Below are 22,989 nucleotides of genomic sequence, written 5' to 3'. Positions count from 1 at the left end.
GGGGCGCGAACGGCCGCGCCGCCCCCTCGCCGAGCGGGGGACGGCGCGGCGGCCGGGCAGTGGTCCACCGGGCGGTTCAGCCCTTGACCGCGCCCATCGTCAGACCCTTGACCAGGAACTTCTGGAAGGCGAGGACGATCACGAACGCCGGTGCCAGCAGCATGGTCGCGGCAGCCGCCAGAGCGCCCAGGTCGACGGACTGGAAGCCGACGAAGTTGAACAGGCCCACCGGCGCGGTGGTGTGATTGGACGTCAGGATCAGGGCGAAGAAGAACTCGTTCCAGGAGAGCAGGAAGGAGAGGACGCCCGCCCCCACCAGACCGGGGACGGCGAGCGGCGCCATCACCCTGCGGAACGCGCCCCAGTGGGAGCAGCCGTCGACCATGGCCGCTTCGAGGAGTTCGCGGGGCAGGCCGTTGAAGGTCTCGATGAGGATCCAGGTCACGACGCCGATCACGACGACGACGTGCATCAGGGCCAGTCCCCAGATGGTGTCGAGCAGATCGGTGTGCCGGTAGATGAGATAGAAGGGCAGCGCCACGGCGACGGGCGGCGCCATACGGGTGGACAGCACCCAGAACTCGTAGTCGCGGGCCCGCGTGGAGCGCAGGTGCACCAGCGCGTAGGCGGCGAGCAGCCCCACGGCGAGTGCCACGGCCGTGGCCAGGACGGCGACCTGAAGGCTGTTGAGCAGCAGTGCGCGCAACGGGGCCTCGGTGAACGCCTGCCGGTAGGCGTCGAGTACCGGCTCGAACAGCCACTTCGGAGGCAGGGCGCTGACGTCGATGGGCTTCTTCAGGCTCATCTGGACGAGCCAGTAGATGGGGAACAGCGTCCACAGCGTGAACGCGGCCAGTCCGGCGGCGCGCAGCGCCGCGGCCGCCGGGCGCGCCTGCAGAGGGGATCGGTACCTGCTCACGCCCGCTCCTCCCGGCTCATGAATCGCATGACTACCTTTCCGAAGACGATCGCGGCGATCAGCAGCAGCGTGGACACGGCGGCTGCCTTGCCGAAGTCGAGGAACTGCAGACCGGTGCGGTACGCGAGCATGTTGAGCGTCGTGGTGGCGTCGCCCGGACCGCCGGCCGTGAGGACCTGGAAGCTGTCGAACGCCTTGAGCGAATCGATGCCCCGGAAGAGCACCGCCAGGATCAGGAAGGGCCTGATGTGCGGCAGCACCACGTACCGCAGCCGCTGGAGGGTGTTCGCGCCGTCCACATGGGCGGCTTCGACGGTCTCGCCGGGGAGGCTGCTGAGCGCGCCGAGGAGGATGACGACGACGAAGGGCGTCCACATCCACACGTCGACGAGGATCATCGTGCCCATGGCGGCGACGGGGGTGCCGAGCCAGTCGGGCTGCGGCATTCCGATCAGACCCAGCAGATAGTTGAGCACGCCCTGGGTCGGGTCGAGGAGCACCTTCCAGCCGAAGAGCACGGCCACGGGGGTGGCGGCCATGGGAAGGATCAGCGCCGCGCGCAGGACGCGGTGCTCGCGGCGGAGGCCGTTGAGCCCGATGGCCACGGCGAGCCCCAGCACGAGCTGGATGCCGACGGCCAGCACGCCGAAGACCAGGGTGAGCCGCAGTGCGTACCAGAACGTGCCGCTGCCGAGGAGGTCGGTGTAGTTGCGCAGGCCGATGAAGTCGCCTCCGCCGCCTGCCGTGCTGTCGGTGAGGCTGAGCCAGAGCGAGTAGGCGAAGGGGAACACGGTGAGGCCGAGGAGGAGCACCGTCATCGGTATGAGCATGAGCCGACGGGTGCGGACGGCCTCGGGCGAGTCGCCGGTGGGTTCGGGGACGAAGCGGCGGTTTCGGGGGGCCGGTACGCCGTCCGGCGCCGCGGTGGCGTGTGCCGTGGTGAGGGGTCGGCTGGTCACAGCACCCCCCGCAGGGTGCGGCGGGCGTCGGTCAGCGCGCTCTGCGCGCTGCGGCCCGAGGTGAAGACGGAGTTGACGGCGCGGGCGAAGGCGTCGCCGACGGCCGGCCACTGGGGATTCATCCACGCGAGCGTGACGGGACGGCTGTCGGCCGTGCGCAGGGTCCGCAGCGCGGCGTCGGCGGCGTCCGTGCCGAACGCCTCGCGGAAGGCGGGGTCCTGCCAGGCGGAGATCCGCGGCGGGGTGCCGCCGGAGCCGGCGATCTGCGCGGCGCCGGGGCGGCTGGTGGCCCACTGGAGGAACAGCCAGGCGGCCCGTTTGTTCTTGCTGCGCCGGTTGATGCCCATGATCCAGTGGTAGATGTTCGGCTTGCTGACGCCGTTGTGGGCGGGGAAGGCCGCGGCGCGGATCAGCTCGGGGTAGCGGCTCTTCTTGGCGTCCCGCAGGTCGGCGGAGGCGTTGGAGGAGTCCTGGAGCATGGCGACCTGGCCCTGCTGCATGGCGGTGGTGATCTCCAGCCAGGACCAGGTGGACACGCCCTTGGGGCAGGCGTCGCGGACGATGTCCGCGTACTTCTGGACGCCGGCCGCGGCCTGCGGGGAGTCGAGGGCGAGCGCGCCGTCCGGGTCGATGAGGTAGCCGCCGTAGGAGAAGACGTAGCCCGCGGCGGGCCAGGCGACGGCGTCGGCGGTGGGCTTGCCGCGCAGTGCGATGCCGGCGGGCGTCTTCCCGGACTTCGCCGCCCGGCGGGCGGTCTCGTGCAGTCCGTCGAACGTCGCGAGGGAGGCGGGGTCGGTGACCACGTCGTCGCGGAAGAAGGTGACCTGGGCCTCGGCGGTGATGGCCGCCCCGAGGGTGGTTCCGTCGGGCCGGCGTACGTAGTCCCGCGCGCTGGCGAAGATGTCGTTCTGGTCGTACCAGGACGCGTCGGTCAGGGACGGGTCCCGCAGATACGGGTCGAGCGGCTCCAGCCAGCCGTTGTCGGCGGCCTGTCCGTAGGACCAGACCATGTAGACGTCGGGTGTGCCGGAGTCGCCGGCCAGGGTGATGGGCATCTTGGCGAAGTACTGCTCCTCGCCGGAGACCTGGATGCGCACGGTGATGCCGGTCAGGCGCTGGAACTGCCCGAGGTGGGGGCGTATCGCCGCGATCCACGGGTGCTGGAGGGCGGCGAGGGTGAGGCTGGTGCCCCGCGCGGAGCGCCAGTCGATGTCGGCGGAGGCGAAGGCGTCGGTGTTCCGCCCGCCCGAGCCGGTGGCCGTGAGTTCGGTGGGCTGGGCGCAGGCGGCGAGGAGGCCGGTGGCGGGGACGGCCGCGAGCGTCAGGGCTCCGGCGCGGGCGAGGAAGCCGCGGCGGTTCGTCGGCTCGGGCGGGCGCACGGGCCCGTTCATGGTGCTTCCTGCAACGGCATGGGTCGCTCCCGGAGGGTGGACTGTCGGGTTGTCGTCAGGGGGGAGGGTGGTGCGTGGGGGAGGGGCGGGTGAGCGGTGTGCCGCGGCGGCTGTCCCGCGGGGGTCAGCGGGCGGGGGGCGGGTCCTGGAGGAGCGCGGACCGGCCGCCGTCCACGGTCAGGCAGGTGCCCGTGGTGAAGGGGGACTCCTCGGCGGAGGCCAGGAACCGGATCGCGCGGGCCACGGCGTCGGGGTCTCCGATACGGCCCAGGGGGTGGAGGGCCTCGACCCGCGCCCGTTCGGCGGCCGGGTCGGGGAAGGTGCCGAAGTAGTCCTCGTTCACGGCGGTGTCGATGTATCCGGGACAGACCGCGTTGACGCGGATGTCGCGCGCGGCGAGTTCGATGGCCAGGGACTGGGTGAGCGCGAGGACGCCGGCCTTGGCCACGTTGTACGGGAAGACGCCGGGCATCGTGGCGGTCGCGTGGTTCGAGGCGATGTTGACGATGGCGGCGGGCCCCGTCATCACACGGGCGGCGGCGCGTGAGCACAGCCAGACCGCGCGCAGGTCCAGGTCGAGACAGCGGTTCCAGACCGCCGGGTCGGCGGCCTCGACGCCCGCGAAGACGTTGGCCCCGGCGTTGTTCACCAGGACGTCCAGCCGGCCCGTGAGTTCCAGAGCCCGGTCGATCAGACGGTCGGGGGCCGCCGGGTCGGTCAGGTCGGCGGGGACGAAGTGGGCCGTGCCGCCCGCCGCGCGCAGTTCGGCGACCAGCCTGTCGCCCTCCGCCTCTTCGAGGCCGTGGACGATCACCTGCGCCCCGTCCGCGGCGAGCAGTCGGGCGGTCGCCGCGCCGATGCCGCGGGTCGACCCGGTGACCAGCGCGGTCCGCCTGTGCCAGAACACGATCCCGACTCCCGTCGTCAGTGGCCTGCTGGGCCGTTCATTGGGGAGATACCTATCAGATAAGTTGCGAGGCGAAAAAGGTTCGTTCGCCATCGTTAACCGTTCCGCAACTTCTCAAGAAGTGGAAAGCCCCTGGTGAGGCGCTGATAACCCGGATCGCATGGGGACTTGCCAAACATCGCTGCTTGTCTGATAAGAATGCCCTCATGACTGTGAACCGTGTCGTAACGCTCGCCGCACCCAACACGCCTCTGGAGGTCCGCGAACAGCCGGTGCCTCCCGTCCTGGACGACCAGTTGCTGGTCCGCGTGGAGCTGGCCGGGGTGTGCGCGACCGATCTGCACATCCAGCGCGGGCACATCCCCGACTTCGTCTACCCCTCCACGCTCGGCCACGAGCTGGTCGGCACCGTCGAGCGCGTGGGACCGGACTTCGGCACGGACGTCACCGGCCGGGCACTCGCCACCGGTGACCGTGTCGTGGTCATGCCCGCCACCCCCGACGGCACCTGCCCCTCCTGCCGCCGGGCCGGACGGCTGCCCGCCTGCGACGGCTGGGACGTCATCGGCTTCTCCGACCCGCGGGTCAGGCCGGCGGGCGGCGGCTGGGGACAGTACGTCCTGTGCACATCCGCGCGGGCCCGCGTCTTCGTCACCGAGGCCCCCGCCGAGGTGAGCGTCCTGACCGAGCCCGCCGCCACCCCCGTCGAGGGCCTGACCCGCGCCGGCCTCGGCTTCGGCGACTCGGTCCTGGTCCAGGGGACGGGCACGATCGGGCTGCTCGCCATCGCCGCGGCCCGCGCCTTCGGCGCCGGCCGCATCACGGCCGTGGGCGGCCCCGCCCGCCGACTGGAGATCGCCCGCGCGCTCGGCGCGGACGAGGTCGTCGACATCGCCGACGTCCGCGACAGCGCGGCGCGCGTCGAGCAGGTCACCGCCGCCTCCCCCCACGGCCGCGGCTACGACGCCGTCATGGAGTGCGCGGGAGTGCCCAGCACCCTCGCCGAGGGACTCTCCTGCCTCGCCAACGGCGGCACGTACATCGAACTCGGCCACTTCTCCGACGTCGGCGACGCGACCCTCAACCCCTACCACCACCTGCTCTCCCGCGACGCCCGGCTCGTCGCGGTCAGCGGATACACCCCCGACTCCTTCCGGCGGGCCCTGCGGGTCGTGGAGAACCTCGGCGACGCCGCGGCGGCCCTGATCACCCACCGCATGCCGCTCGACCGGGCCCAGGACGCCGTGGACGCGCTCTCCCCGGAGGGCGGCTACCGCCTCGACGGCGGCGAGGTCGGCAAGATCGTGATCGATCCCTGGATGTGACGGTACGTCACCGGCTCTACGGTGACTTCCGGAACATCGACAGTCCGACGAATTCGACGGTCCGACGAAGGGAACACGCGGGTGACGAACGGTCCCGGCACGGCATGGCACGAGGCGGGGAACCCCGCCCCCGTACGGCGCTCCACACTGGCCGACCAGATAGCGGAGCAGATCATCGAGCGCATCGAGACGCTGGGCCTGCGGCCCGGCGACGAGATCCCCTCGGAGGGCGAACTGGCCCGGCAGTTCGGAGTGAACCGCCTCGCCGTGCGCGAGGCCATCCGCACCCTCGTCGCACGCGAGATCCTCGTCTCCAGCCAGGGCCGTCCGGCGCGGGTCACCGTCCCCTCCTCCGCCGTACTGCGGCAGACGCTGGAGTTCCGGCTGCGGCAGCAGTCCCTCGGCATGGACGACCTCGTCGAGACCCGCCGCGTCATCGAGGGCGAACTCGTGCGCCAGGCGGCACGGCGGGTAGCGGCGGGCGAGGCGTCCGCCGACAAGGCCCGCGGCTATCTGGAGGAGATGGCGGGCGCCCAGCACGACCCCGACCGCTTCGTCGCCCTCGACGTCGCCTTCCACCACGCGATCGCCGAGACGGCCGGCAACCGGCTGCTCGCGCTGATCCTCGAATCCCTCGAAGGCGTACTGCTCGACTCACGGCGGGCGAGCTTCGATGGCCGGACCCGGGCCGGGCGGAGCCAGGGCCCCACCCTGCTGGCGCACGCCCGCATCCTCGACGCCGTCGCCTCGGGGGACCCGGAGGCGGCGGGCGCGGCGATGGCCGACCACCTGTCCGACACGGCACGGGACTTGCACACACCCTGACCGGCACGCCGGCGGGCAGCACAGCACGAACGACAAGGAGCACCGGCCGATGAAGCCACAGGCCCGTACCGAACCGCGCAGCAGGAGCTGGTTCGGCGACCGGAACAAGAACGGGTTCATATCCCGGCACCACCTGCGTGCCGCGGGCTTCGGCGGACACAACTTCGACGGCCGGCCCGTCGTCGGAATCTGCAACACCTGGTCCGAACTCACCCCGTGCAACGGACATCTGCGGATCCTGGGCGACGCGGTACGGCGCGGCGTACTCCAAGCGGGCGGTCTGCCACTGGAGTTCCCCGTGATGTCACTCGGCGAGCCCTTCCTGCGGCCCACCTCCATGCTCTACCGCAACCTGATGGCGATCGACGTCGAGGAGTCGCTGCGCGCCAACCCCCTCGACGCGGTCGTGCTGCTGACCGGCTGCGACAAGACCACACCCGCCGCGCTCATGGGCGCGGCCAGCGCGGACCTGCCGGCGATCATGCTGACCGGCGGCCCGATGCTCAACGGCACCTTCCGGGGAAAGCCCGTCGGCTCGGGCACCGACATCTGGCGGATGACCGAGGACCTGCGGGCCGGACGGATCACCCGCGCCGACTTCGAGGAGTTCGAGAGCGGACTGAACCGCTCCGCCGGGCACTGCATGACCATGGGCACCGCCTCCACGATGGCCTGTCTCGCCGAGGCCCTCGGCATGCAGCTGCCCGGCGGCTCCGGCCTGCCCGCCGTCGACTCCCGCCGGGGCACCCTCGCCGAGGCCACCGGCGCGCGGGCCGTGGAACTGGCCAGGGAGGGACTGCGGCCCTCCCACATCATGACCCGCAAGGCGTTCGAGAACGCGATCGTCGTCAACGCGGCCATCGGCGGCTCCACCAACGCCGTGCTCCACCTCCTCGCGATAGCCGGACGTGTCGGAGTACCGCTCGACCTCGACGACTTCGACCGCCTCGCCGCCGATATGCCGCTCCTGGTCGATCTGATGCCGTCCGGCCGCTTCCTCATGGAGGAGTTCTCGGGCGCGGGCGGACTCCCCGCCCTGCTCAACGACATCGCCGGGCACCTGCACCCGGACACCGTCACCGTCACCGGCCGCACCCTGACCGAGAACTGCGAGGGAGCACCCGTCCACGACCGGCAGGTGCTGCGCCGCTTCGACGATCCCGTACAGCCCGCGGGCAGCGGAACCGCCGTCCTGCGCGGATCCCTCGCCCCCGACGGCGCGGTCGTCAAACAGTCGGCGGCCTCACCCCATCTGCTCAGCCACCGGGGACCGGCGCTCGTCTTCGACTCCCTGGAGGAGTACGCGGCGGTCGCCGACGACCTGGATCTGCCGGTGACCGAGGACACCGTGCTGGTGGTACGCGGCACCGGGCCGCGCGGCTATCCGGGCATGCCCGAGGTCGGCAATCTGCCCATGCCCCGGCGGCTGCTCGAACGCGGCGTCACCGACATGGTCCGCGTCTCCGACGCCAGGATGAGCGGCACCGCGTACGGGACGTGCGTCCTGCACGTCGCGCCCGAGGCGGCCGTGGGCGGCCCCCTCGCCCTGGTGCGGACCGGGGACGAGATCGAACTCGACACCCCCGGCCGCAGGCTCGTCCTCCATGTCGACGAGGCCGAACTCGCCCGCCGCCGCGCCGACTGGCGACCGCCGGCCGAGCACACCGACCGCGGCTGGACCCGGCTGTACACCGATCACGTCCTCCAGGCCGACCGCGGCGTCGATCTCGACTTCCTCGTCGGTTCCAGCGGCGACACCCCGCCCCGCAACGCCTTCTGACACCCCGCCGCGCCCGCGCGCCGAACCCGCCTCCGCGCTGAACCCTGCGCGCCGAACCCGCCCCGGCGGCACCCGCCTTCGCGGCCCCGACCCGTACGCACACCCCGAACCACCGGGAGTCCCATGCCCACCGACCTGCCCGCCGTGCCGGGCGTCTCCCCCGTCCTTCAGGTGCCGTTCAACGCCGACGGCAGCCTCGACGAGGGCGGCTTCGACACCGTCGTCACCCGCGTGCTCGGCACCGGCGTGCGCTCGGTGATGTTCCCCGGCTTCGCCTCCGAGTACCACAAGCTCTACGACGACGAGCGCGGGAGGCTGCTGGAGATCCTGCTCGGCCACACCCGCGACCGCGACGACGTCTGCGCCATCGTCGCCGTCCACGACCACGGGACGATCGCGGCCGTACGCCGGGCCCACGAGGCCGCCGAGGCGGGGGCCGACGCGCTCAATCTGCTGCCCCCGCACTTCCTCGGACCCTCGCGCGAGGCCGTCACCGCCCACCTCGCCACCGTGCTCGAAGCCGTCGCGCCGCTGCCCGTCGTCCTCCAGTACGCCCCCGCCCAGACCGGCACCTCCCTGGACGCCGCCACCATCGCCGCCCTGGCGGCCGCCCACCCCAACCTGAGAATGGTCAAGGTCGAATCCCAGCCGCCGCACCGCCTCGTCGAGGCACTGGCGGCGGGGAGCCCGTCGCTTCCCGCGGTGATCGGCTACGCGGGCGTGCAGTTGCCCGCCGCGCTGGAGGCCGGAGCCGTCGGGGTCCAGCCCGGCTGCACCTTCACCGAGATCTACCAGGAGATCTGGGACCTGCATCACACCGGCCGCCCCGACGCCGCCCGCGCCCTGCACGCGAGGCTGCTCCCGTACATCTCCACCTGGATGCAGCACGTGGAGTTGATCGTCGCGGCCGAGAAGCTGATCTCCGTCCGCCGGGGCTGGCAGGCGTCCGACCACTGCCGGAACCCCGGCTGGAGGCTCGACCGCACCGAACGCGCCCTCGTGGACCGCTTCCTCGACGAGTTCGCCGACCACCTCGGCACCGGAGCCGCCGCGTGAACGCACCGGACGTCATCACCTTCGGCGAAGCCATGGCCCTGCTGCTCGCCGAGCCCGGCAGGCCCCTGGAGCACGCGGAGAACTTCCGCCGGTCGGTGGCCGGCGCCGAGTCCAACACCGCCGTCGCCCTCGCCCGCCTCGGCCACCGCGTCGGATGGTTCGGCCGGGTCGGAGACGACGCCTTCGGCCGCGCCGTCCTGCGCACCCTGCGCGGCGAGGGCGTCGACGTCTCCCGCGCGCGTACGGACCCCGACGCGGCCACCGGCGTGATCGTCCGCGACTGCCACGCCGAACGCACCATCGAGGTCCTGTACCACCGGACCGGCTCCGCGGGCAGCCGCCTGCACCCCGAGGACCTGGACACGGCATACCTCGCCACGGCCCGCGTACTGCACCTCACCGGAGTGACGGCGGCGCTCTCCGACTCGGCCCTGGACGCCTGCGTCGCCGCCGCCGAGGCCGCCCGGCGCGCCGGAGTGACCGTCTGCCTCGACCCCAACATCCGGCTCAGACTCCGCCCGGCCGCCGCCTGGCCCGACCTCCTCGCCCCGCTGATCGAACGCGCCGATCTGCTGCTGACCGGCGCCGACGAGGCCGCACTCCTCACGGGCGCGGGCGACCATCACACCGCGGCGCGCGCACTGCTCGCCCGCGGCCCCCGTCTCGTCGTCGTCAAGGACGGCGCACGCGGCGCCTCGGCCACCGACGGAACCGGCCGCTGGTCCGTTCCCGCCCGGCCGGTCACCGCCCCCGACCCGGTGGGCGCGGGCGACGCCTTCAACGCCGGATTCCTCTCCGCCCATCTGCGCGGGCTCCCCGCGCCGGACGCACTCGCCGAAGCCGCCGTCGTCGCCGCGTACGCCGTGCAGGTGCCCGGCGATCTCGACGGGCTGCCCACCGCCCGGCAGCGCGACACCGCACTCGCCGGGGAGACCGGCGCCATCATCCGCTGAACCCTTGGGAGACACCGTGTACCGCTGGGAACACCTCGACCTGATCACCCGTCAGAAAGTCATCGGCATCGTCCGCGCGCAATCGTCCGCACAGGCCCTGGAGATGGCGAGGGCCTGCCTGGACTCCGGACTGCGCGTCGTGGAGATCTCCCTCACCACGCCCGGCGCACTCGACGCCATCCGGCAGATCACCGCCGAGCGCGAGGACGCGCTGATCGGGGCCGGCACCGTCCTGGACGAGGCGTCCGCACGGGCCGCGATTCTCGCCGGCGCCCGACTGCTCCTCTCGCCCTCCCTGAACCCCGAGGTGATCGCCTGCGGCCACCGCTACGGCGCGAGCGTCCTGCCCGGCGTCGACACCCCCACCGAGGCGGTCGCCGCGATCTCGGCGGGCGCGGACGCGGTCAAGCTCTTCCCGGCCAGCCGCTGGAGCGTCGAGTCCTTCCGGGGCATGCGCGCCGCGCTCCCGCAGATCCCGTTCATCCCGACCGGCGGCATCACCCCCGAGACGGCCCCCGAGTGGATCGCGGCGGGCGCGGTCGCGGTCGGCATGGGAGCCTCCCTCACATCGGGAACCCCGGCGGAGGCCACCGCCCGCGTCGAGACCCTCACCGCGGCGCTGAACGCCTGACACTCGGGTGTCAGAGCACCCACACCCACACCCACCTCCCCTGTCCCGACGCCACTCGGCGTGGAGCGGGCGATGCAGACCTACGGGATCGTCGTGGCCGTGATCGAGTCGTGGGTGAGCGATGACGGGCAGCACCGGGCCTGTGCCGTCCGAGGTGGTGCCGGAGACCCTTCGGGCGAGGACCGGCAGTGGGCGGCTTGAGACGTGGCCGACCGGTCCGTCCGGACGGTCGCCGGTCTTCGTGTCGCCGGTCTTCGTGACGAACACCGAGCGCGCGATGGTGATGCCGCTCGAAAGGGAGGGCGATCCCGGCGGGCATGCCGTGGACCCGGAAGCCGGCGGTCCGAGCGACGGGTTCGCCCTCTCCTACGGGCAGTACGACAAATACCCGGACAAACACCCGGCCGAATACCCGGCCGAAGACCCGGCCGAAGACACCGTGCCCATCGGCGAGGCGTTCGGAATCGTGGAGCACATCGTCGGCACGGGAAGCCCGGCCCGCGATCGCGCGCCGGGTGGCCGATCGCTGAAACAGCGGCCTGTCGACGGGCCCGGATCAGGACATCAGCGGCTCGGTCCGGTCCCCTATCGCCTCAGTGATCACTGTCCGGACGGACACATCCGATCACCGATCGGCTGATTGAAGAGGGACGTTTCAGGTCGCACCGGTCAGGACGGGGGCGTCCCGGAGTCCTGCCCGCTCCGGGATCCGGCCCCCGCGGTGTCCCCCGGGGCCGTGTCGCCGTCCGCGTGGAACACGGCGTGCGGGCCATGGTCGGCACGCCACTGAAGGAACCGGCCGAGCAATTCCGGGACGTTGGCCAGGAGGAAGGCGTAGAAGTTCCGCATCTCGAGGATGCGGACTCTGGGCGCGTCGGGGAGGTCGTCGTCGGCGAGCTGCTCGTCGAGTACCGCCACCAGCCGGGACACATCTCGCGCGTTGTCCCCGTAGACCTCCACCCAACTGGACGAGCGCAGACTGAACTCGTCCCGCCGCGTCTCGGGGGACACCGTCCGCTCGACCATGTTCAGGCGGCGCAGCAGCCTTCCCATACTGGAGACGGTCACCGGGCTGGCTCCCATCCGGGTCGCCAACTGCTTGGTGGACAGCCGGGGTTCTTCTGCGATCAGCAGCATTCCCACCATCCTGCCCGCCATGGGCGGCAGTTCGCCCCCGAACACCGCGGCCACCTCGTCGGCGAACCGCAGGTGCGCCTGTTGATCTTCCCGAGTCATGTCATCAGTGTATCGAGAGCCGTCATTCAGTAATAACTGAATGATGCAGTTTCTTGACACTGTGATGTGTTCAAACAAATACTCGGCCCATCGAAATGCCGAGATCGGGAGTAACTCATGGCTGAGCAGAACCATCAGGCGGAACTCGCGGCTCTGGCCGAGGAGTACTTCGCCGGGGAGATGGCGTTCGATCCCTTCGCCGCGCCCCTCATGGGTGTCGCCGGTCACGCCCATGAGGTACCCGACCCCTCGCGGGAGGCGGCGGAGAGGCATCGGTCAGACCTGATCGCCTTGGGGAAGCGGCTGACCGCCGTACCCCGGGAGAAGCTGACGGGTGAGGACCGGGTCACCCACGGAGTACTGCGCAATCTCATCGACAGCGGTGCGAGCGAGATCGAGCACGGGCTCACCGACTTCGCGGTCTCCGCCAGCATCACGGCCACGCAGAATCATGTCTTCCAGTCGCTCGGCATGACCCCCGTGGACGAGGAGGGCGCGCCGGACTATCTGGAGCGGCTGGCCGCGCTGCCCAGGTACTTCGACGGGTCGCTCCAGTGCACCCGGGAGGCGGCCGCGCAGGGCCGCAGGCCGCTGCGCAGCGGTGTGGACAGCGCGCTGGCGCAGTTGGACGGCCATCTCGCCGTCGATCTCGACGAGGACGCGCTGGTGCGTCCGCTGAAGGGCATGCCGGAGGAGGAGAAGGGCCGCGCGCTGGTACGGGACGCGGTGCGGCCGTCCATCCTGCGGTACCGCGAGGGACTCGCCGCACTCGCCGACGGGGCCCGGCCGGATTCCGAGGCGGGTGTGTGTCATGTGCCCGGCGGGACCGAGGCGTACGCGGATGCCGTCGGCCGGCACACCCGGCCCGGACTGAGTCCCGACGAGGTCCACCGGATCGGGCTGGAGACGGTCGCCGCGCTGCGGGAGGAGTTCGCGGAGCTGGGCGGGAAGGTGCTGAAGACCGGGACCGCCGATGAGGCGCTGGCCGCGCTGCGGGAGGACCCGTCGCTGCGGTTCTCCCGCTCGCAGGAGATCGTCGAACTGGTCGAGGAGGCCCTGGACCGTGCACGGCGGGTCGTTCCCGACTGGTTCCGTACGTATGACATCGCCGACTGCGTGACGCGGGAGATCGATCCGCTGGAGGCGGAGACCGCGCCCCTGGCGTACTACCAGCCCCCTCTCGGGCCGGGGCAGCCGGGCACCCACTGGATCAACACCATCCGCCCCGAAATCCGGTTCCGGTACGAGTACGAGGCTCTGGCCTTCCACGAGTCCATCCCCGGCCACCACCTCCAGATCGCCCTCGCCCAGACCCTGCGCGATCTGCCCGAGTTCCGCCGGAAGACGGCAGGCCAGATGACCGCGCATCTGGAGGGGTGGGGGCTGTACACGGAGCGGCTGGCCGACGAGATGGGCCTGTACAGCTCGGACCTCGCACGCTTCGGGATGCTGTCGCTGGACGCGGTCCGCGCCTGCCGGCTCGTCGTGGACACCGGGATGCATCACCTCGGCTGGTCGCGGGAGAAGGCCGTCGCGTACATGCGGGAGAACACCGCGACCACCGAGGAGAACGTCCGCAACGAGATCGACCGCTACATCGCCTGGCCCGGCCAGGCCACCGCCTACATGATCGGCCGCCGCGAGATCCGCGCCCAGCGCGAACGCGCCCGCACCGCGCTCGGCGACCGCTTCGACATCAAGGACTTCCACCACGAGGTCATCGGACACGGCGCCGTACCGCTCGGCGTGCTCGACGAGCTGATCACCGACTGGATCGCCTCCGCCTGAGCACGGGGCGCTTCAGCCGGCAGTACGCACACACGACCGTTGCCGCTCGTCACCACCCATCCTCGGAAACCCGGAGTACTCATGTCCGAGACAGCCGCACCACCCAGCGTCGCGTCACCACAGTCCGGCACTCCCGCCCTCGTCCTGACGGCCGTGGTCATCGTCGTCACCGGGCTGCTGGACTCCATGCTGTTTCCCGCGCTGCCCGTCATCCAGGCGGATCTGGGACTCACCACGGCCGAAGCCGCCCTGCTGCTCAGCTCCATCGCCATCACCGCGTCGCTGGCGATCCCGCTCGTGGGTTCGCTGGCCGACCGCTACGGCGGCCGGCGCGTGCTGCTCGCCGTGGGCTGTGCGGGGGTGGTCGGGGCGTCCCTGTCCTCGGTCACCCAGTCCTTCCCCCTGCTGATCGTCGCACTGGCCATCCAGGGCGTCGGCACCGCCGTCCTGCCGCTGGGATTTGTCATCGTGCGGGAGAACTTCCCCGAGCAGAGACGTTCTTTCGCTGTCGGGCTCCTGGTCGGACTGTTCACCTTCGGCGGTGGTCTCGGCATGGTGCTCGCCGGGCCCATCGCCGAGAACCTGTCCTGGCGGTGGATCTTCGGCCTGCCCGCCATCGTCATCACGGTGACCACCCTGACGGCCTACTGGGTCATGCCCCGCACCGCTCCTTCGCCAGGTGGCGCGGCCCCGGACGGAACCGCCGGCAAGGCCCCGGAGAACAGCGCCGGCAGGATCGACTGGGCCGGCGCCGTTCTGCTCGCGATCACCCTGTTCTGTCTGACGTTCGCCCTGGCGAAAGTGCCCGAGTGGGGCTGGTCGTCACCGCTCGTCCTGGGGCTGTTCGCCGCGTTCCCGGTCCTCGGCGCGCTGTGGGTGCAGATCGAACTCCGCGTCGAGAACCCGATCGTCGATGTGCGGTTCCTCAAGCGTCCCGCGGTGCTCAGCTGCACGCTGGCCGCCCTGGTGCTCGGCTTGGGCAGCTCGGTGGCGGCTCTGTCCATCCCCCAGATCGTCCTCGCCCCCGAGCTGACGGGCTACGGGTTCGGCGGTACGGTCACCCAAACCGGCTTCTACATGCTTCCCGGTGCCGTGGTCGCCGTGCTGGCCGGGCCGCTGGCCGGTACGCTCTGCCGCCGCTTCGGCTCCCGTACGGTCCTGGCCGCGGGATTCGTGATCATGGCAGCCGGCATGGTGTTCGCCGCCTACCGGCACAGCGAACCCTGGCACCTGATCCTCTTCGTCGTCCTTCTCGGAGTCGGCGGAGCCATGAGCGGCACCGCGCTCTACAACGGGACACTGGATTCCGTGGAGTCCAAGGACACCGGCGCGGCCACCGGCATCAACATGGTCGCCCGGGCCGTCGGCACCCCCCTCGGCGTCCAGGTCTCCGCGGCGATCATCTCCAACTCCGCCGAGGGGTCGCCGATCCCGATGCCCACGGACGCGGGCTACACCGCCACCTTCATGGCCGGGGGCGTCATCACCGCGCTGGCCATTCTGTTCGCCTGGCGCGTGCCCGGCCGCCGGGCGAACACATCGCCCCGGCCCACCGCCGAACCGGCCCCCACCGTTCACGCCTGATTCGTCAACAGAAGGCGTCCAAGGCCGAGAAGCCCCGTTCGCCTTCGATTTACAGGCCCACTGGGTGAGGCTCGGCCTCCGGACTACTGACCCGGTCCCGCTTCACATCCGGACCGGAACCACTTCTCCGTCCGATTCCGATCCGAACCGACTCCAGATCACCTCACGAGGAGCAGCACATGACCACGGACGCACCCGCACCCGAACTCGCCACCCGGCTTCTGAGCGCTGTCGCGGCCAGCCACGACGGAGCGGTCGCAGCGCTCACCGACGCCCTGAACAAAGCGGGCGGTCCGCTGCTCGACCCGCTCCCCGACGGCGGCTATCTCGTCACCTTCGTCTGGATCGGCCAGGCCGAACAGGTCGCGGTCACCTCCCAGCTCACCCTTGACGAGTCGGGCCGGGCGGCGCAGATGGAGAGGATCGCGGGCACCGACGTCTGGCACCTCTCGCTCCCGGTCGACGACGACCGCCTGTCGATCCTGTACACCTTCGCCGTCGACGACCCGAGCACCAGCATGTCGACGATCGAGGTGATGCAAGTCATGCAGGAAGAGGGCGCGATGCTCGAGTTCGCGCTCCAGCGAGACCGCTGTACGCATCATGACCCGTTCAACCCCGACCGCGTCACCTCCGACATCATCCACATGGGCCCCGAGTTCGATCAGGACGCCAAGGATTCCGTCCTCACCCTTCCCGGCGCGGCCAGCGAGCCCTGGTTCGGCCCCAGCCGCACTCCCGGCACCCTCACCGAACATCGGGTGCGCTCCGAGGCGTTCGGCGACGAGCGGACCATCACCGTCTACACCCCCGCCGGTTACGAGCGGGGCCGGGGCGGCTACCCCCTGGTGTTCCTCCTCGACGGCGAGTATCAGGTGGAGAACTACCCGGTCATCTTCGACAACCTCATCGAGGCCGGAGCGATCCCGCCGTCCGTCGCCGCCTTCGTCCACAACAAGGACCCCATGTCGCGCATGGTGGAGATGTGCTGCAACCCCGATCTCGTGACCCAGTACGCCGACGAACTCGTGCCCTGGCTGCGCTCCGAGTACGGCGCCGGCGAGGACCCGTCCCGTACGGTCGCCACCGGCGCCAGCTACGGCGGCCTCGGCTCCGTCTGGCTCGCCCACAGCAGGCCGGACGTCATCGGCCGGGTGCTCTCCCTCTCCGGCTCCCACTGGTGGGGCCAGAAGAGCGTCGTCGGCGTCGAGGAAGGCCAGTACTCCATGGGCCACGACGGCGAACCCGAGTGGCTGACCCGGCAGATCGCCGCCGACCCCGTGACCGGCACCCGCTACTGGGTGAGCGCCGGAACGCTGGAGACCCAGCCCCTGCCCACCGGAATCACCCTCCTGGCCGCCAACCGCCATCTGCGCGACGTCCTGACCGCCAAGGGCTACGAGGTCGCGTACGACGAGTTCCCCGGCGCCCACGAACACGCCGGCTGGCGGCGCTCCTTCGCCAACGGCCTGCGCTATCTCCTGGGGGACTCGGCCAAGGGGGACACCGGTACGGCCAGTCCCTGATCTCTGACCCAGGGCGCCGGACGGCTTCTCGTACGTGATCACCGGGTACGGCGACTGCCGTACGCGCAGGCGGCCTTCGGCTGAACAGGTGCTCCGGCCCGGGAACGCCCGTACCCGGCCCGAAGGCCGCCGGGCCGGGTCAGCCGCGTCACACCGCGAGGACCGGCACATCACAGTTCCCCGTCGGCCGTACCCGGTGATCCGCACGGCGAAAACGGGCCGCAGTCCGCAGTCCGCAATCCGCAGTCCGCGCGCCGCCACAGGCACTGCGTACGGCACCGGGCGACGACGCGGCCACCGCCACCGCCACCGCCATCGCCCGTCAGACGCGTGAACCCGCCCCGTTGTGGCCGCCGCACCGCCGGAAGCCACCGCACACCGGAAGGCTTCGAAATGACCGCTGAACTCCACCGCCGAGCCGTCGTCGCGGATACCCACAACGATCTCCTGGAGGCGGTGGCCGCGCGTCCTCCGGCCCGCTGGGCGGACTTCTTCCGCGAGCGCTGGCTGCCCCAGCTCCAAGCCGGCGGTGTCGACATCCAGGTGCTGCCCGTCTTCATCGACGACCCGTACCGCCCCGAGGGCGCACTGCGCCGCACGCTGCGCATGATCGAGGCCGCGCATGTGCTGGCCGAGGGCAACGCCGACACCGTGGCCCTGTGCCGCGACGGCGACGAGATCGACGCCGCTCTCGCGGACGGACGGATCGCGCTCGTCCTGGCTCTGGAGAGCGCACCCGGCGTCGACGCCGACGTCGAGCTGTTCCACACCCTCCACCGCCTGGACGTGCGCATGGCGTCCATCGCCCACTGGGGCCGTACGCCGCTGGCGGACGGCAGCGGCGAGGACGCCACCGGCTCCCGGCTGACCGAGGCGGGCGTGCGGGCCCTGGCGGAGATGGAACGCATCGGCATGATCTTCGACGTGTCCCACCTCGGTGCCGCCGGGGTGGGACACGTCCTCGAACTCGCCACCCGCCCCGTCATCGCCAGCCACTCCTCCGCCCGCGCCCTGCGCGACCACCACCGCAACCTCACCGACGACCAGATCCGGGGCATCGCCGCCACCGGGGGAATCGTCTGCGTCAACTTCCTGCCCGCCTTCCTCGACGCCGATCCCGAGGCGCGGACGGTGGAGCGGCTGGGGGACCACATCGAGCACGTGGCCTCCGTCGCGGGCATCGACCACGTCGGCATCGGACCCGACTTCGTGTACGAGGTCATCACCGACGTCACCCCGCCCTGCTGCGAGGACTTCGCCTACGGGGACATCGACCCGCTCGCCGTCCTGCCGGGCCTCGAAGGCCCCTCCGGACTGCCCCTCGTGACGGCGGAACTCGTCCGCCGCGGCCACTCCGAGACGGACATCGGCAAGATCATGGGAGGCAATGTCCACCGCCTCCTGCGCGCGGAACTGGGGCGGACCCGGTGAACGCGCGGACGGCCGGATCTCAGTCCGGGCGGCGCCCACTGCCCGCTTCCGCACGGCGCGCGGGCGGCGACGGGTCCCGCGGGCAAGTGCCCGGCCCGCACCGGCCCGCCCGGACGGTGCCGCCCCTGTGATCGTGGCCGCGCGGGGCGGCACGCCCGGCCCCCTAACGGCTGTGGCGCTCATCGCCAAGCCGCCTGGCACGCATCGCTATGGAACCGCCGGGCGGGGCTTGGCACAGTGAGCCGCAACGCCCGGGGCTGCCTCGCGGTGCGGACCACGGCCCACTTCCGCCGACGGACGGCCCGGCCCGCCGCGTCCCCTCAGCCCTGAACTCCTCGTCGAAGGGAAGTCCATGCGCAGATCAGGACGGATCGCGACCGTGTCCGCGGCTCTGTTCGCCATGTTCGCACTGAGCCAGGGCAGCGCCTCCGCTCTGGAGAGATACTGCACCTACAACGACGGCGACGCCGGCGGAAGGTCCTGCTGGATCTACCACGAGAACTCCAGGGGCATCCGGGTCGACATGGTGTACTTCGAGGCGTACGGGGAGAAGCTGCACATCTCCGACTACGAGGCCAACGGCGAGGGCGTGGTGGCCTATGTGAACGGCACCCCCTACTACTGGACTCGGGGGAACCAGACCGGATTCACCTGGAACCTGAGCTTCGCCGAGGGCACGACGATCACCCTGACGTCCTGTCAGACCAACGGGACCAGGGAGTACGACTGCCATACGGAGTACCCCATCGCCTGATGATCCGCGCTGCCCCGGCGGCGGACGCACCCCCGTGTGGGGGTGGCGTGAATCCGTCCGGGGCGGCCGGCCTCCGGGGTGCCCGGCGTTCCACCGGAACGCCGGGCAGAGCGCGTCGGCGCCGAAGTTCAGGTGGCCCGGCGAAGCCGCCGCGCTCCGGTCGTCAGGGCCGGCCCGTGAGATAGCCGCCCATCGTGGTGAAGTAGTCGGTCGCCCGCATCTCCTCACCCGCTTCGGTGCGGATGCGGGTGAGGGCGAGCCCGTGATTGCGGCCGGTGCGGGCGTCGGCTCCGGCGACGATCACCACCCCGTCGCCCTCGCGGTAGAAGACGCGGCCCGGAGTGCCCCCGTAGCGGCCCTCGGAGACGACGCAGGAGAGCACCTCCAGACGCCTGCCCTGGTGGAAGGTGAAGGCGCTCGGGTACGGGGCGGACTGGGCGCGGACCAGGCGCTCCAGGTCCTCGGCGGGCCAGTTCCAGTCGATGCGGATGTCCTCGGCGGACCGCTTGTGGAAGAAGCTCGCGAGCGACCGGTCCTGTGGCGTGAAGTCGGTGTGCCCGGACGCGATGAGGTCGAGCGCTCCGGTGGTGACCGGGGCGATGAGATCGACGGTCTTGTGGAAGAGATCGGTGGCCGTGTCCTTCGGCCCGACCGGTACGGCACGCTGGAGCACGATGTCACCGGCGTCGAGTTCGTCGTCCATCATGTGCGCGGTGACGCCGACTTCACGCTCGCCGTTGATCAGCGCCCAGATCAGCGGGGAGAAGCCGGCGTACTTCGGCAGCAGCGAGTCATGGACGTTGAGGGTGCCGTGACGGGGCAGGCCGAAGATACGCGGAGGGATCCACGTCCGCCAGTTGTTGGCCACGATGATGTCCGGGTCGGCCTCCTTGAGCCGGGCGAACAGTTCCTCGTCGTCGGGGCGGTTGCGGATCAGCACCGGCACGCCGTGCTCCTCGGCGAGGTCGGCGACCGAGTCGCTCCAGATCTTCTCGTACGCGTGCTCACTCCTCGGGTGCGTGACCACCAGGACGACGTCGTGCTCACTCTCCAGGAGCGCGTGCAGGGTGCGGTGTCCCCAGGTCTGATAGCCGAACACGACGACCCGCATGGGGTTCCTCCTTGGAGCGGTGATGGACCGACGCCAAGTTAAGCAAGCCTTGCCTAAGTGCACAACAGGGCATGATTCTCAGGTGAGTTAGCAACCATGGGTCGCCTTTTATTCCTTATGTCCCTATCGACAGGGCTCTTCAAGTCAGGTTAGCGTTACCTAAGTTCCGCTCGGCCGCCGCTCTGTCCGGCGTGCCCTGCTTCCGCTTACCCCACGCCTGACAAGCGGCTGCCCCGTATGAATGGGAGTGACATGTCACAGGCTCGTCCTGACGACGCACCACTGATCCATGACCTCATCGGCATCGGCTTCGGCCCGTCCAATGTGGCCATGGCGATCGCGCTCAGCGAGCACAACGCAGGCGTCGGCAGGCAGGAGGCGGTCACTGCTCACTTCTTCGAGCGGCAGCCCCGCTTCGGCTGGCACCGCGGCATGCTGATCGACGACGCCACCATGCAGGTGTCCTTCCTCAAGGACCTGGTGACGCTGCGCAATCCGGCGAGCGAGTCCAGCTTCCTCTGCTACCTGAAGAGCACGGGACGGCTGATCGACTTCGTCAACCACAAGAACCTGTTCCCGCTGCGGGTGGAGTTCCACGGCTACTTCGAGTGGGCCGCGGCCAAGGTGGACGACATGGTGTCCTACGGGCACGAGGTCGTCGCGGTCCGGCCCGTCGTCGAAGACGGCGTCGTGCGGTACGTGGACGTGACGGCCCGTGCGGGCACGGAGCTGGTGGTCCACCGGGCCCGCAACCTCGTGGTCGGCACGGGGCTGCGGCCGCAGATGCCCGAGGGGACCGACCGGACGGACCGGATCTGGCACAACTCCGACCTGCTGTCACGGGTCGACGGCCTCGAGGACGCCGAGCCGTCCCGCTTCATCGTGGTCGGGGCCGGACAGAGCGCCGCGGAGAGCGTGGCCTTCCTGCACCGGCGCTTCCCGAAGGCCGAGGTCTGCGCCGTCTTCTCCCGCTACGGCTACAGCCCCGCCGACGACAGCAGCTTCGCCAACAGGATCTTCGACCCCGAGGCGGTCGACGAGTACTTCACCGCACCGGAGGAGACCAAGCGCAAGCTGATCGGCTACCACGGCAACACCAACTACTCCGTGGTGGACATCGACCTGATCGACGATCTCTACCGTCAGGAGTACCGGGAGAAGGTCCTCGGCACGGAGCGCCTGCGCTTCCTCAAGGTCTCCCGGCTCACCGACGTCGTGGAGACCCCGGACAAGGTCCGTACGACCGTCGAGTCGCTGGTCACGGGGGAGAGGACACCGCTCGACGCCGATGTGGTGGTCTACGCCACCGGATACCGGTCCGCCGACGCCCTCGGACTCCTCGGCGAGGTCGAGAAGTACTGCCACCGTGACGACAAGGGCCGCGTCCGCGTCGAGCGCGACTACAGCGTCGTCACCGATCCCGAACTGCGGTGCGGAATCTATCTGCAGGGAGGCACCGAGCACACGCACGGCATCACCTCGTCCCTGCTGTCGAACACGGCGGTCAGGGTCGGCGAGATCCTGGAATCGATCGTCGGCCGCGGCCAGGGGCCGACCGCACCCCGCCGTGCCGCCGACGAGATCGGTTCATCCCTCTAGACCCTCTCGTCCCAGCGCGCCCGTTTCTCGCCTGTCCCCGCCTGTCCCCGCCCGTCCCCGCTTCTTCTCCCGCCTCGCAGCCGTCCCACGCCGGGCGGGCGTGGCACGCACCGTGAAACCCCTGTGAAAGGAAAGACCCGTGTCCGTTGGTACACGCCCCGCGCTGACGAGGATGGCCAGATCCATCCCCCGCGTGGCCGTCGCCGCCGTCGCCCTGCTCGTCCTGAGCGCCTGCGGCGACGGCGGTGAGAAGTCCGGCTCCGAGCCCTCCGGCCCGACGACCGGGAAGTCCGCGGCCTTCCCGGTCACCGTCGATCACAAGTACGGCAGCACGACGATCGAGGCGGAGCCGAAGAAGGTCGTCACCCTGGGGCTCTCCGACCAGGACACGGTGCTGGCGCTGGGCGTCAAGCCGGTCGGCTCGGTGGACTGGTTCAAGGAGAAGCCGTACGGCAAGTGGCCCTGGACCAAGGAACTGTGGGGATCCACGCCACCGCAGATCGTGGGGGAGCGCGACGAGTTCAACATGGAGAAGATCGTGGCGCTCAAGCCCGATCTGATCGTGGCCCAGTACTCGGGCATGAAGAAGGAGCAGTACGACACGCTCTCCAAGCTCTTCAAAGTCGTCGCCCAGCCCAAGGGGCACGAGGACTACCAGGCGCCGTGGAAGGTCATGACCCAGCAGATAGGCAAGGCGCTGGGCAAGGACGCGGAGACCGAGAAGCTGATCGCCGGCGTCGACGCGCGCTTCAAGGCCGTCCGTGACAAGCACCCCGAGTGGAAGGGCAAGACGGTCACCGTCGGCGAGCCCTACGAGCCGGGCAAGTTCGCGGCGTTCTCGCCCAAGGACCCGAAGGTCGTCTTCCTCTCCGAGATGGGCTTCACCACCCCCGAGGCGTACCGCACGACGCTGGGCAAGGAGAACATCGCCGACCTCAGCTCGGAGAGGCTCGACGTCATGGAGGCCGACCGGACGGTCTGGCTGGGCACCCCCGAGACCGAGAAGGCCCTGAAGGCCGACCCGCTCTACAAGAAGACCAAGGTCCACCAGGAGAAGCGGGATCTGTTCCTGCCGTACGACAGCCCCGACATCGGAGCCGCGCTCTCCTTCAACACGGTGCTGTCGATCCCGTACGCCATCGACCAGGTCGTCCCGATGCTCGAGGGCATCAAGTAGTCAAGCAACCGTCCAGCGGCGGTGGTCCGGCGGCCGG

At 70.6% G+C, this 22,989-nt stretch carries 21 protein-coding genes; 15 read left to right on the top strand and 6 right to left on the bottom strand.

The features are described 5' to 3' along the window. Window positions 1–76: 76 nt before the first annotated feature. The 4 genes from ACWEFL_RS05890 to ACWEFL_RS05875 all read right to left on the bottom strand — a co-directional run bounded on the left by ACWEFL_RS05890 (window position 77) and on the right by ACWEFL_RS05875 (window position 4,176). A complete protein-coding gene (locus ACWEFL_RS05890) occupies window positions 77–919 on the bottom strand; it encodes a carbohydrate ABC transporter permease (protein WP_451707962.1) in 843 nt (280 codons plus the stop codon). Further along, on the bottom strand, window positions 916–1,878 hold the full coding sequence (locus ACWEFL_RS05885; RefSeq protein ID WP_451707960.1) for a carbohydrate ABC transporter permease: 963 nt from the start codon (window positions 1,876–1,878) through the stop codon (window positions 916–918). The genes ACWEFL_RS05890 and ACWEFL_RS05885 overlap by 4 nt, the downstream gene beginning before the upstream one ends. Next, window positions 1,875–3,269: an extracellular solute-binding protein gene (locus ACWEFL_RS05880; RefSeq protein ID WP_451707958.1), complete on the bottom strand. Its 1,395-nt coding sequence runs from the start codon at window positions 3,267–3,269 to the stop codon at window positions 1,875–1,877. Before ACWEFL_RS05880 ends, ACWEFL_RS05885 begins: the two co-directional genes overlap by 4 nt. Before the next feature lie 124 nt (window positions 3,270–3,393). Continuing rightward, window positions 3,394–4,176 (bottom strand): glucose 1-dehydrogenase, encoded by a 783-nt coding sequence (locus ACWEFL_RS05875; RefSeq protein WP_451707956.1) that lies wholly within the window; start codon window positions 4,174–4,176, stop codon window positions 3,394–3,396. Between the two features lie 206 nt (window positions 4,177–4,382). Between ACWEFL_RS05875 and ACWEFL_RS05870 the strand changes: the two genes are divergently transcribed. The 8 genes from ACWEFL_RS05870 to ACWEFL_RS05835 all read left to right on the top strand — a co-directional run bounded on the left by ACWEFL_RS05870 (window position 4,383) and on the right by ACWEFL_RS05835 (window position 11,386). Next, window positions 4,383–5,501, top strand: coding sequence for a zinc-dependent alcohol dehydrogenase (locus ACWEFL_RS05870; protein ID WP_451707954.1), 1,119 nt, complete (start codon window positions 4,383–4,385; stop codon window positions 5,499–5,501). Between the two features lie 81 nt (window positions 5,502–5,582). Next, a complete protein-coding gene (locus ACWEFL_RS05865) occupies window positions 5,583–6,326 on the top strand; it encodes a FadR/GntR family transcriptional regulator (RefSeq protein WP_451707952.1) in 744 nt (247 codons plus the stop codon). A gap of 49 nt (window positions 6,327–6,375) precedes the next feature. Continuing rightward, entirely contained in the window at window positions 6,376–8,106 is a 1,731-nt protein-coding gene (locus tag ACWEFL_RS05860; RefSeq protein ID WP_451707951.1) for an IlvD/Edd family dehydratase, read from the top strand. A 123-nt stretch (window positions 8,107–8,229) separates the two neighbouring features. Further along, complete coding sequence (locus tag ACWEFL_RS05855; RefSeq protein WP_451707948.1) at window positions 8,230–9,162, top strand: dihydrodipicolinate synthase family protein; 933 nt, start codon at window positions 8,230–8,232, stop codon at window positions 9,160–9,162. Next, a complete protein-coding gene (locus tag ACWEFL_RS05850; protein WP_451707945.1) occupies window positions 9,159–10,115 on the top strand; it encodes a sugar kinase in 957 nt (318 codons plus the stop codon). The genes ACWEFL_RS05855 and ACWEFL_RS05850 overlap by 4 nt, the downstream gene beginning before the upstream one ends. A gap of 4 nt (window positions 10,116–10,119) precedes the next feature. Further along, window positions 10,120–10,746: a bifunctional 4-hydroxy-2-oxoglutarate aldolase/2-dehydro-3-deoxy-phosphogluconate aldolase gene (locus ACWEFL_RS05845; RefSeq protein ID WP_451707942.1), complete on the top strand. Its 627-nt coding sequence runs from the start codon at window positions 10,120–10,122 to the stop codon at window positions 10,744–10,746. Window positions 10,747–10,818: 72 nt separating this feature from the next. Next, the gene (locus tag ACWEFL_RS05840) at window positions 10,819–10,947 is read left to right on the top strand and encodes a hypothetical protein (RefSeq protein ID WP_451707940.1); all 129 of its coding nucleotides are present in this window, start codon (window positions 10,819–10,821) and stop codon (window positions 10,945–10,947) included. Between the two features lie 55 nt (window positions 10,948–11,002). Beyond that, the gene (locus ACWEFL_RS05835; protein ID WP_451707936.1) at window positions 11,003–11,386 is read left to right on the top strand and encodes a hypothetical protein; all 384 of its coding nucleotides are present in this window, start codon (window positions 11,003–11,005) and stop codon (window positions 11,384–11,386) included. 29 nt (window positions 11,387–11,415) lie between these two features. Here the strand turns inward: ACWEFL_RS05835 and ACWEFL_RS05830 are convergent, their stop codons facing one another. Further along, the gene (locus tag ACWEFL_RS05830; protein ID WP_451707934.1) at window positions 11,416–11,982 is read right to left on the bottom strand and encodes a GbsR/MarR family transcriptional regulator; all 567 of its coding nucleotides are present in this window, start codon (window positions 11,980–11,982) and stop codon (window positions 11,416–11,418) included. Window positions 11,983–12,099: 117 nt separating this feature from the next. On the opposite strand from ACWEFL_RS05830, the gene ACWEFL_RS05825 reads away from it, so the two are divergent. The 5 genes from ACWEFL_RS05825 to ACWEFL_RS05805 all read left to right on the top strand — a co-directional run bounded on the left by ACWEFL_RS05825 (window position 12,100) and on the right by ACWEFL_RS05805 (window position 19,065). After that, a complete protein-coding gene (locus tag ACWEFL_RS05825) occupies window positions 12,100–13,770 on the top strand; it encodes a DUF885 domain-containing protein (RefSeq protein ID WP_451707931.1) in 1,671 nt (556 codons plus the stop codon). An 81-nt stretch (window positions 13,771–13,851) separates the two neighbouring features. Beyond that, a complete protein-coding gene (locus ACWEFL_RS05820) occupies window positions 13,852–15,354 on the top strand; it encodes an MFS transporter (RefSeq protein WP_451707928.1) in 1,503 nt (500 codons plus the stop codon). Window positions 15,355–15,533: 179 nt separating this feature from the next. Next, on the top strand, window positions 15,534–16,880 hold the full coding sequence (locus ACWEFL_RS05815; protein WP_451707926.1) for an alpha/beta hydrolase-fold protein: 1,347 nt from the start codon (window positions 15,534–15,536) through the stop codon (window positions 16,878–16,880). A gap of 393 nt (window positions 16,881–17,273) precedes the next feature. Then, window positions 17,274–18,311 (top strand): dipeptidase, encoded by a 1,038-nt coding sequence (locus tag ACWEFL_RS05810; protein WP_451707923.1) that lies wholly within the window; start codon window positions 17,274–17,276, stop codon window positions 18,309–18,311. A gap of 352 nt (window positions 18,312–18,663) precedes the next feature. Further along, complete coding sequence (locus ACWEFL_RS05805) at window positions 18,664–19,065, top strand: hypothetical protein (protein WP_451707920.1); 402 nt, start codon at window positions 18,664–18,666, stop codon at window positions 19,063–19,065. A 163-nt stretch (window positions 19,066–19,228) separates the two neighbouring features. Here ACWEFL_RS05805 and ACWEFL_RS05800 read toward each other — a convergent pair whose 3' ends face one another. Beyond that, window positions 19,229–20,176, bottom strand: a complete 948-nt coding sequence (locus tag ACWEFL_RS05800; protein ID WP_451707917.1) for a methionyl-tRNA formyltransferase — start codon at window positions 20,174–20,176, stop codon at window positions 19,229–19,231. A 252-nt stretch (window positions 20,177–20,428) separates the two neighbouring features. Between ACWEFL_RS05800 and ACWEFL_RS05795 the strand changes: the two genes are divergently transcribed. Together ACWEFL_RS05795 and ACWEFL_RS05790 are read left to right on the top strand one after the other, a co-directional pair. Next, window positions 20,429–21,775 (top strand): lysine N(6)-hydroxylase/L-ornithine N(5)-oxygenase family protein, encoded by a 1,347-nt coding sequence (locus tag ACWEFL_RS05795; RefSeq protein ID WP_451707915.1) that lies wholly within the window; start codon window positions 20,429–20,431, stop codon window positions 21,773–21,775. A 139-nt stretch (window positions 21,776–21,914) separates the two neighbouring features. Next, window positions 21,915–22,952 carry an iron-siderophore ABC transporter substrate-binding protein gene (locus ACWEFL_RS05790; RefSeq protein WP_451707913.1) on the top strand — a complete coding sequence of 346 codons (1,038 nt, stop codon included), beginning with the start codon at window positions 21,915–21,917 and terminating at the stop codon, window positions 22,950–22,952. The last annotated feature ends 37 nt before the right edge of the window (window positions 22,953–22,989 follow it).

This window comes from Streptomyces sp. NPDC004838, assembly GCF_053600955.1.
The sequence above is the reverse complement of the archived record's forward strand: the minus strand, read 5'-3'. Positions and strand labels throughout refer to the sequence as shown.

Excerpts from the sequence above, each read along its gene's own strand:
- ACWEFL_RS05815 (WP_451707926.1), top strand. The coding sequence starts at position 15,534 with ATGACCACGGACGCACCCGCACCCGAACTCGCCACCCGGCTTCTGAGC.
- ACWEFL_RS05855 (WP_451707948.1), top strand. The coding sequence starts at position 8,230 with ATGCCCACCGACCTGCCCGCCGTGCCGGGCGTCTCCCCCGTCCTTCAG.
- ACWEFL_RS05820 (WP_451707928.1), top strand. The coding sequence starts at position 13,852 with ATGTCCGAGACAGCCGCACCACCCAGCGTCGCGTCACCACAGTCCGGC.
- ACWEFL_RS05825 (WP_451707931.1), top strand. The coding sequence starts at position 12,100 with ATGGCTGAGCAGAACCATCAGGCGGAACTCGCGGCTCTGGCCGAGGAG.
- ACWEFL_RS05810 (WP_451707923.1), top strand. The coding sequence starts at position 17,274 with ATGACCGCTGAACTCCACCGCCGAGCCGTCGTCGCGGATACCCACAAC.
- ACWEFL_RS05800 (WP_451707917.1), bottom strand. The coding sequence starts at position 20,176 with ATGCGGGTCGTCGTGTTCGGCTATCAGACCTGGGGACACCGCACCCTG.
- ACWEFL_RS05830 (WP_451707934.1), bottom strand. The coding sequence starts at position 11,982 with ATGACTCGGGAAGATCAACAGGCGCACCTGCGGTTCGCCGACGAGGTG.
- ACWEFL_RS05860 (WP_451707951.1), top strand. The coding sequence starts at position 6,376 with ATGAAGCCACAGGCCCGTACCGAACCGCGCAGCAGGAGCTGGTTCGGC.
- ACWEFL_RS05880 (WP_451707958.1), bottom strand. The coding sequence starts at position 3,269 with ATGAACGGGCCCGTGCGCCCGCCCGAGCCGACGAACCGCCGCGGCTTC.
- ACWEFL_RS05870 (WP_451707954.1), top strand. The coding sequence starts at position 4,383 with ATGACTGTGAACCGTGTCGTAACGCTCGCCGCACCCAACACGCCTCTG.
- ACWEFL_RS05805 (WP_451707920.1), top strand. The coding sequence starts at position 18,664 with ATGCGCAGATCAGGACGGATCGCGACCGTGTCCGCGGCTCTGTTCGCC.
- ACWEFL_RS05840 (WP_451707940.1), top strand. The coding sequence starts at position 10,819 with ATGCAGACCTACGGGATCGTCGTGGCCGTGATCGAGTCGTGGGTGAGC.
- ACWEFL_RS05795 (WP_451707915.1), top strand. The coding sequence starts at position 20,429 with ATGTCACAGGCTCGTCCTGACGACGCACCACTGATCCATGACCTCATC.